The sequence below is a fragment of the Brochothrix sp. genome (assembly GCF_017549435.1).
GTDB lineage: Bacteria > Bacillota > Bacilli > Lactobacillales > Listeriaceae > Brochothrix > Brochothrix thermosphacta.
The window spans coordinates 1-8,991 of sequence record NZ_JAFYUW010000021.1; the positions used below are offsets into that span (position 1 = coordinate 1).

General features: G+C 37.1%; 12 protein-coding genes and 1 pseudogene. All 13 read left to right on the forward strand.

The window, feature by feature from the left end; translation table 11 throughout:
• Window positions 1-360, forward strand: a pseudogene (locus IKV95_RS01340) (DNA polymerase III subunit gamma/tau); the annotation flags it as partial.
• Between the two features lie 16 nt (window positions 361-376).
• Window positions 377-697, forward strand: coding sequence for a YbaB/EbfC family nucleoid-associated protein (locus tag IKV95_RS01345; protein WP_029091305.1), 321 nt, complete (start codon window positions 377-379; stop codon window positions 695-697).
• A 91-nt stretch (window positions 698-788) separates the two neighbouring features.
• Window positions 789-1,385 carry a recombination mediator RecR gene (recR, locus tag IKV95_RS01350; RefSeq protein WP_029091304.1) on the forward strand — a complete coding sequence of 199 codons (597 nt, stop codon included), beginning with the start codon at window positions 789-791 and terminating at the stop codon, window positions 1,383-1,385.
• Window positions 1,386-1,406: 21 nt separating this feature from the next.
• Window positions 1,407-1,649: a DUF2508 family protein gene (locus tag IKV95_RS01355; protein WP_029091303.1), complete on the forward strand. Its 243-nt coding sequence runs from the start codon at window positions 1,407-1,409 to the stop codon at window positions 1,647-1,649.
• Window positions 1,650-1,882: 233 nt separating this feature from the next.
• Window positions 1,883-2,545, forward strand: coding sequence for a dTMP kinase (gene tmk / locus IKV95_RS01360; RefSeq protein ID WP_029091302.1), 663 nt, complete (start codon window positions 1,883-1,885; stop codon window positions 2,543-2,545).
• A 1-nt stretch (window position 2,546) separates the two neighbouring features.
• Window positions 2,547-2,876 (forward strand): cyclic-di-AMP receptor, encoded by a 330-nt coding sequence (locus IKV95_RS01365; protein WP_029091301.1) that lies wholly within the window; start codon window positions 2,547-2,549, stop codon window positions 2,874-2,876.
• A gap of 73 nt (window positions 2,877-2,949) precedes the next feature.
• Window positions 2,950-4,428: a peptide MFS transporter gene (locus IKV95_RS01370; protein WP_069136492.1), complete on the forward strand. Its 1,479-nt coding sequence runs from the start codon at window positions 2,950-2,952 to the stop codon at window positions 4,426-4,428.
• Window positions 4,429-4,658: 230 nt separating this feature from the next.
• Window positions 4,659-5,651, forward strand: coding sequence for a DNA polymerase III subunit delta' (gene holB, locus IKV95_RS01375; RefSeq protein WP_287451331.1), 993 nt, complete (start codon window positions 4,659-4,661; stop codon window positions 5,649-5,651).
• Between the two features lie 11 nt (window positions 5,652-5,662).
• Window positions 5,663-6,478: a PSP1 domain-containing protein gene (locus IKV95_RS01380; RefSeq protein WP_029091298.1), complete on the forward strand. Its 816-nt coding sequence runs from the start codon at window positions 5,663-5,665 to the stop codon at window positions 6,476-6,478.
• Between the two features lie 17 nt (window positions 6,479-6,495).
• Complete coding sequence (locus IKV95_RS01385; protein WP_029091297.1) at window positions 6,496-6,864, forward strand: initiation-control protein YabA; 369 nt, start codon at window positions 6,496-6,498, stop codon at window positions 6,862-6,864.
• An 83-nt stretch (window positions 6,865-6,947) separates the two neighbouring features.
• Window positions 6,948-7,682, forward strand: a complete 735-nt coding sequence (locus IKV95_RS01390) for a tRNA1(Val) (adenine(37)-N6)-methyltransferase (protein WP_081312071.1) — start codon at window positions 6,948-6,950, stop codon at window positions 7,680-7,682.
• The gene (locus IKV95_RS01395; protein ID WP_029091295.1) at window positions 7,669-7,938 is read left to right on the forward strand and encodes a GIY-YIG nuclease family protein; all 270 of its coding nucleotides are present in this window, start codon (window positions 7,669-7,671) and stop codon (window positions 7,936-7,938) included. Before IKV95_RS01390 ends, IKV95_RS01395 begins: the two co-directional genes overlap by 14 nt.
• 1 nt (window position 7,939) lies before the next feature.
• Complete coding sequence (gene rsmI / locus IKV95_RS01400) at window positions 7,940-8,839, forward strand: 16S rRNA (cytidine(1402)-2'-O)-methyltransferase (RefSeq protein WP_069125028.1); 900 nt, start codon at window positions 7,940-7,942, stop codon at window positions 8,837-8,839.
• The last annotated feature ends 152 nt before the right edge of the window (window positions 8,840-8,991 follow it).

Here is an 8,991-nt window from a genome sequence, read left to right on the forward strand (position 1 = left end):
GCTGAAGCAGAACCAGTTGCAGCATCTGATCAGTCGTTTGTTATCAAATTTAAATACGACATTCATTGTCAAATGGCAATGGGAAATGCGACATTTGTAGAGGATGTTAAAGCCCATGTGCTACGACTAACTCAACAACAACTTAACATTTTTGGTGTGCCAGAGGAAGCGTGGGAATCAATTCGCTCTAATTTTATAGCGAAAAGAAAATCAACAGACTCAACCGATTCAACGAATACATCAGAAACAACAGATGCAATTGACAGTATGGAGACACCAGTAACAACCAATGTTAGTCCCGCAGTGGCACAAGCAGTGGCATTGTTTGGAGAAGAACTTGTTGAAATAAAAGAAGATTAATAAGGAGGCGCTAATTATGCGTGGAATGGGAAATATGCAAGGTATGATGAAGAAAATGCAAAAAATGCAAAAAGAAATGGCTAAAGCACAAGAGGAGTTAGAAGTAACACTTTTTGAAGGAACAGCAGGCGGCGGTGTTGTTAAAGTAACTGTTGCTGGAAATAAAATGGTACAAAGCGTTGTTTTAGATGAAGACGTTGTTGATCCAGAAGATATCGAAATGTTACAAGATCTTATCTTAACAGCTACAAACGAAGCGCTTAAAAAAGTAGAAACACAAACAGCTGAAACAATGGGCAAATATACAAGTGGTATGAATATCCCAGGATTGATGTAACCGTTTAAAAATCAATACAAACACACCTTTTGTTAGAATTGACGAAAGGTGTCTTTTTTAATAATAATTCAATTATAAAGGACTGACAGGCATGCATTACCCAGAACCAATTACGAAATTGATGGATAGTTTTTCTAAATTACCAGGAATCGGTCCTAAAACAGCGTCACGTCTTGCTTTTTTTGTACTTGATATGAAAGAAGATGACGTGCTAGATTTTGCGCAAGCGCTTATTAAAGCAAAGCGTGACCTTGGTTTTTGTTCAGTATGTGGACATATCACAGATACCGATCCATGTTATATTTGTGAAGATAAAACACGTGACCGCAGTTTAATTTGTGTTGTTGAAACACCGCAGGATGTTATTGCAATGGAAAAAATGCGCGATTTTGGTGGATTATATCACGTGTTGCACGGTACAATCAGCCCGATGGATGGTATTGGACCCGAGGATATAAATGTCCCTCAATTACTTAAAAGATTGCAAAACGATGAGGTCAAAGAGGTTATTTTAGCAACGAATCCAAATGTTGAAGGTGAAGCAACGTCAATGTATATTTCACGATTGATTAAGCCTTCAGGTATTTCAGTGACAAGGATTGCTCATGGTCTACCTATGGGTGGAGATTTGGAGTACGCTGATGAAGTGACACTTTCAAAAGCAATGGAAGGTCGCCGTGAATTATAAACAATTAAAGGAGTCATAAAAATGGCTAAGAATAAAAAACGTAAGCTACACAAAGAGTACGATGAAAAATTATTACAACTTTCTAAGCAAACACATGACAATTGGAAGTTAGCGGAACATTTATATCAATTAAGTGACGATACGAATAATGCTGTTGCTTTTAATGAACAACGCACGAAAGCGATGTACTATTTTGTATTGCGAGAAGTGCGTTATCAAAACCTTGCAAGTAGTCCCAAGTATATGAGACGTTTTCAATATTAAGGAATCTCTAGGCATCATATAAAGCGTTCTCATGAGACTGTACTAGTTTCCATATAGCTGTTTTGTGTATATCTAAATAAAAAATAGTAGTATTTGCTATAAAAAAATGTGAAATCTATGCTGATTTGCGATATAATGGGTTAATATAATATTTAAAATGAGGTTTTTAGATGTTATAAGAAGCGATGATCATCCGATTTTCACAGAAATAATTATTGAATGGGGTAATCATTATGACAAAAGGTTTTTTCATGACACTAGAGGGACCAGAGGGATCTGGAAAAACAACCGTTGCCAAATTGTTAGTCGAACGCTTAGAAAAAGAGGTTGAAAAATCGATAGTTCTAACGCGTGAGCCAGGAGGTATAGCGATTGCTGAAAAAATTCGTGATGTCATATTGGATGTCTCACACACGATGATGGATGCGCGAACTGAAGCGTTGTTATATGCAGCGTCAAGACGTCAGCATCTAGTGGAGAAAGTGATGCCGGCCTTAACTGATGGTAAAGTAGTTGTTTGCGATCGTTTTGTAGATAGTTCGCTTGCTTATCAAGGGTATGGTAGAAATATTGGTGTTGATAATGTTTGGGAAATGAATCAGTTTGCGATAGCTGATTTGATGCCACAAGTAACTTTTTATCTCGATGTGCCTATTGAGGTTGGGTTTGAACGTATTTATGCAAATAAAGATCGTGAAATTAATCGATTGGATCTTGAGAAAAAAGAGTTCCATGAAACTGTTGTTGAAGGATATCGTCAAGTGATTGAACGTTTTCCAGAACGAATCGTTGTGATTAATGCAAATCAAGCAGTTGAAGAAGTAACAGAGGCAATTATTCAGACGCTAAAACAGCGCTTTCCCGACATATTCAGAACTTTAAAAGGAGGAATTTAAAATGAAATTAATTTTAGCAATTGTACAGGACCAAGATAGTGGAAAACTGCAAACTAAGTTAATGAAAGCTAAATTTCGTACTACTAAGTTGGCGACAACAGGGGGCTTCTTGAAAGCCGGAAACACAACATTTATTATTGGTACAGAAGATGAAAAAGTGGACGACGTCTTAGAAATAATCAAAGAAAATTGTAAAGCAAGAGAACAAGCTATTTCTCCTGTGGCATCACTAAGCGTAACCGTCGACACTTATGTACCTTATCCAGTTGAAGTACAAGTGGGTGGCGCAACAGTGTTCATCTTACCAGTAGATCATTTTTATCGCTTCTAATCTAGGACAGAAAAAAACCTCTAACAAGCACTAACAAATATCTTTGTTAATTACGAGAGGAATGTTTAAAAAAATGTCAGTAGACCAGAAAAACACAGATACAGGATTTTTCGGACACCCTAAAGGGTTGTCTACGCTCTTCTTTACCGAACTATGGGAACGTTTTTCATACTACGGTATGCGTGCGATTTTAATCTACTATATGTACTATTCAATTTCTAAAGGTGGATTAGGTCTTGATGAATCGTTGTCAATTGCGCTGATGTCAATTTACGGTTCGTTAATCTATATGACGGGTGTTTTAGGTGGTTGGTTAGCCGATCGCGTATTTGGTACAAGAAAAGCTGTTTTCTATGGTGGTATTCTTATCATGGTAGGACATGTTGTACTATCATTACCTAATGCAGGTGTTACGGGATTATTCAGTTCAATGGTGTTTCTAGCTATTGGTACAGGGTTGTTAAAACCTAACGTGTCCTCGATGATTGGGGATTTATATTCACCCGAAGATGCGAGACGCGCAGGTGGTTTCAGTATTTTCTACATGGGAATTAACCTTGGTGGTTTCCTTGCGCCGTATGTTACAGGTTCATTAATGAAAATAAGTTTCCATGTTGGTTTCTTAATAGCTGCTGTTGGTATGGCTCTAGGTTTAATTTTCTTTGTAATCACTCAAAATAAATTTTTAGGTGATGCAGGGAAAAACGTACCAAATCCAATTGCAAAAGAAGAGCGTGGTAAAGTTACATTACTCTTCGGATCGATTTTAGGTGGTTTATTAATCATCGCATTGGTTGGTTATCTAACAGGAACACTAATCGTTGGAAATGTTATCAATTTCATTAGTTTTGTAGCGATTTTGTTACCAATTCTTTACTTTGTAGTGATGTTGCGAAGCAAAAAAACAAACACAGAAGAGCGATCGCGTTTATTGGCTTATATTCCATTATTCCTAACTTCTGTAATGTTTTGGATGATTCAAGAACAAGGTTCAAGCGTACTCGCTGTGTTTGCAAATAAACGTGTTTCACAAACGTTGTTTAATTTTGAAATTTCACCAGCGTTTTATCAGTCGTTTAACCCGCTCTTTATTATCTTCTTATCGCCTGTTTTTGCTCTGATATGGACAAAATTAGGTAAGCGTCAACCGTCTACACCACGTAAGTTCTCTCTAGGGCTACTGTTTGCTGGATCTTCATTTTTAATCATGATGATTCCCGGTCTTATTGGTGGCACAGCAGAACACACTGCAAGTCCAATCTGGCTTATTTTAAGTTTCCTTCTGGTAACAGTCGGAGAATTATGTTTATCACCAGTTGGTTTAGGTGTTACAACACAATTAGCACCACGAGCATTTGCTGCACAAACAATGGGTGTGTGGTTCTTATCTAATGCTATGGCACAAGGTATTAATGCTCAAATTGGTCAAATATTTACACCGGACATTGAAGTTCAATATTTCGGTACACTCGGAATAATTGCTGTTATTGTTGGTTTAATTATGTTTATGGTTACACCGCAATTACTTAAGTTAATGAAGGGTGTTAAATAATAGCAGCTCATAATAAAAAGTCGTGAAATAGATTATATTTCACGACTTTTTTGTTTTTTAAAAGTATTTATACGCAAGCAAAAGCTACTCTAATGAAGAGATTCTTAGAAAAAAAGACAATTTTGGTAACTAAATATAATAGTCTAGCTATCTAATGAGTGCTAAAGAGCCGTTTAAGTTGTATAATAAGAGAAGATGATTTTCAATAAAAGGAGAAGGTATACGTGAACATGCAAGCTGAATATCTAAAAAGACAACCTGTTGTGATGCGTATACTTACCCAAAGTATCACTGAAAATCGACTGGGTCATGCTTACATATTTGAAGGAGCACGAGGAATTGGGAAACGCGAAGTTGCTTCTTGGTTAACAAAAGCACAATTTTGTATGCAAGCTTCACCTGAAAATAGGGTATGTAATAAGTGTGTAAACTGTCGACGGATTGAAGAAAGTAATCATCCAGATGTTCACTTTGTTGAACCAGATGGTGCCTCGATAAAAACACAACAAATTAAAGATTTACGCCAGGCCTTTGTTAAACGAGGTATGGAATCAGATAAAAAAATAATCATCATTAATCAGGCTGAAAAAATGACTGCGAAGTCAGCGAATAGCCTGTTAAAATTTATTGAAGAACCAGAAGCTGAAGTTTTGATTGTTTTTTTGACAACAGCTGTTCAACGTTTATTACCTACTATTCAATCACGTTGCCAATTATTGACGTTTCAGCCACTTGCAACGGAGGTTTTAGTGCGTGAATTAGAAACGCAAGGTATATCAGAAGCACGTGGTCGAGTTGTTGCACATTTAACTCAGAGTAGTTCTGAAGCAATCGAGATGGCCCAAGACGAATGGTTTGTTGAAGCGCGTAAGCATGTGGTTCAACTTTATGGGTATCTGAGGGTTGCCGATCCAATGGCGTTGATTTATATTCAAACAGATTGGATAGGTCATTTTAAAGAAAAAAATAACACGCAGTTGGGTTTAGATTTATTGCTTGCGTTGTATGAAGATAAATTGCATCTACAATTGGTGAGTGAACAACCGCTGATTTGTATGCAGCAAGAAAAGATGTTGAAGCAAGACGCATTGAATACAAAATTACTCACAACCACTTATGAGATTGAACAGATTTTAACTGCAAAGAAACGAATAGAAGCAAATGTAGGCGCACAATTAGCAATGGAAGAGCTTGTGTTGACCTTTGTAGCAATAAAAAATTAGGAGGGAACTAAATGATAGAGGTTGTAGGCATTCGTTTTAAGCCTGTTGGTAAAATATATTATTTTGAGCCACCGTACAAACCGCTAAAAGAGGGTGATGCGGTCATCGTTGAAAACTCTCATGGTTTGGAATTTGGTAAAGTTGTTTTTACCAAACGTGAAATGGATGAAGAAGATGTTGTTTTACCACTGCAAAAGGTGATGCGAAAAGCAACGCCAGCAGATATTGATAAAGTGATTGAAAATGAATCACGTGAGAAAGAAGCTGTTGTTCTTGCAAAAGAACGCATCAAAAAAAGAAAATTAGATATGCAATTAGTAGATGTTGAAATTGCATTTGATCGACATCGAATGATTTTTTATTTTACAGCAGAAGGTCGTATCGATTTTAGACAACTTGTTAAGGATTTAGCCGCTGTTTTTAGAACGCGTATTGAGTTGAGACAGATTGGTGTTCGTGATGAAGCCAAATTATTAGGTGGAATCGGCCCTTGTGGACGAATGCTTTGTTGCTCTACCTTTTTAGGTGATTTTGAACCCGTATCAATCAAGATGGCGAAGGATCAAAATTTATCGTTAAATCCAACGAAAATATCTGGTCTTTGTGGTCGATTGATGTGTTGCTTAAAATATGAGAACGATACATATGAAGAAGCTAAAAAAGCGATGCCTGATGTTGGGCGTAAATTGGTTACTGCTGCAGGAAAAGGGCGAGTAACAGGCTTAAATATGTTACAGCGTATTGTGCAAGTTAAATTAGAAGATAATGCTGGAGTAGTTGAATATTCATTAGAAGAATTAATTGAAATGAAGAGTATAAAAGGTTAGTAAAGGGCGGATGTTGTATGGATAAAAAAGCTTTTTTTGATTCTGTGACAAACATGGAAGAACAGATTGGTGATCTATATGGTCAATTGAGTGGCTTAAAAGATAATTTACAAATTGTTTTGGAAGAAAACAATCGCTTAACTATCGAAAATACACATTTACGTGAGGCGCTAAATCAACAGCAGGATGTGCCGGCCGAAGATGGTGGCGATAAAGTGTCAGAAACAACGCAAACAGTAACGCCTGATCAATCAGCAGGGCATGATAATCTTATGCAATTGTATAAAGAAGGCTTTCATATTTGCAATGTGCACTTTGGAAGTCCCCGTACAAATGGTGAAGACTGCTTGTTTTGTCTCGGTTTTTTAGGACATAAAAATCAATAATTTCAAAGAGTCGCCGTTAAAATAGGAGGCTCTTTTTTTGCATAACAGCGTTATCGTATCAAGGAGGAGTAAGAGTGGAAGTAATTTTAAAAACAGATGAACGTCTTGATCATCTATTGGCGCAATCATTGCGTATTATTCAAAGTCCCAGTGTTTTTTCATTCTCATTGGATGCAGTTTTGCTAGCTAATTTTTGTCGTATTCCCTATAGTAAAGGGAAAATAATGGATTTATGTAGTGGTAATGGTGTTATCCCATTATTGCTTAGTTCAAAAACAAAGGTCACCATTGACGCGCTTGAAATACAACCCCGTTTAGCAGACATGGCCCAGAGGTCAGTTGAATATAATGAACTCTCACAGCGTATTCATATCTATGAAGGTGATTTACGCGAGGCGACTCAACAGTTCGATAATGAAAGTTATAGTTACGTGACTGTCAATCCGCCTTACTTTTCAACACCTCCTGCAGGTGAAAAAAACAAGAATGAACATCATACAATCGCGCGACATGAAGTGATGTGTACGCTTGAAGATGTAGTGCGTACAGCGAGTTCATTAACTAAACAAAATGGTAAAGTAGGGATGGTTCATCGTCCAGAACGTTTGATTGAAATTATTGATTTAATGCGTCGTTACCGCTTAGAACCAAAGCGCATTCAATGGGTACATCCAACGCCTGATAAAGCAGCGAATACTATTTTAGTTGAAGCGATTAAGGATGGGAAACCAGGTGTCATCTTTGAACCGCCTATCTTTGTTCATGAAGCAGATGGCTATACAAAACAAATCAAGGAATGGCTATATGGAACAGACTAAACATTATTTTTATGTGTTGATGTGTGCAGATAATACTTATTATGGTGGTTATACAACTGATATTGTGAGGCGAGAGGCCGAACATAATCGCGGTTTTGGTTGTAAGTATACATTCACTCGTCGCCCTGTAGAATTAATCCATCATGAAGTATTTGAGAATCGTTCATTAGCGATGAAGGCAGAGTATGCCTTTAAAAAACAATCGCGTCTGGCGAAGGAACGTTATTTAAAAAGCAAAAAAGTAGAGGAGAGTTAACATGCAAACGCAACAAAGTTTTCAGCCATCTGATGCGGGGAAGTTGTACCTTGTGCCAACACCGATTGGTAATTTAGAAGATATGACATTTCGTGCAATTAAAATACTAAAAGAAGTAGATGCAATCGCTGCGGAAGATACACGTAATACGATTAAATTACTTAATCATTTTGAAATTAAAACACCCATGGTCAGTTATCATGAACATAATAAACGTACACGTGGCGATGAATTAGTTCAACGTTTACTTGCAGGTGAAAATATTGCACAAGTGAGCGATGCAGGCATGCCATCTATTTCAGATCCTGGACATGAGTTGGTACTAGCAGCGACAGCTGTTGGAATAACTGTTGTGCCGTTGCCAGGGGCAAATGCGGCGTTAACAGCTTTGATTTCTTCAGGAATTACGCCACAACCTTTTCTATTTTATGGCTTTATCTCACGCTCTAAAAAGGAACGCCAAGAAGAAATTGAGAAATTAGCTAAAAAACCTGAAACTTTGCTTTTTTATGAGTCACCGCATCGTTTGAAAGAGACATTAAATGCTCTTTATAAAGGGATGGGAAATCGCCAAATAACACTTTGTCGTGAGTTGACTAAGCGATATGAAGAGTTTATTCGTGGCACGATTGAAGAAATCATTGAGTGGGCCAAAACATCGGAGATACGTGGCGAGTTTGTGATTGTAGTTGCTGGTAATGATCATGTGGTTGATGAAGATGTTATCACGTTTGATCACCTTAGCCTAAAAGAACACGTCGAAGAAGTAATGGCGCAACAAAACTTAACGTCCAAGCAAGCCATTAAAGAAGTTGCAGTATTACGAGGCATCGCTAAACGTGAAGTATACGCGGAATATCACGATATAGATGAAAGTGAAACTAGCTCGCTTGGTCTCTAAAGAATGAAAATTACGGGTGTATTTTGCTATAATTTTATTTTTTTCTTCTATTAAAATGTTTATTGAAGTATGAAATGCTATAATGTTATAAATAGTCTGAGGAAAATATAGAAATTCCTGGGAAAGTAATGATTATCATGAGGAGGGCTTCA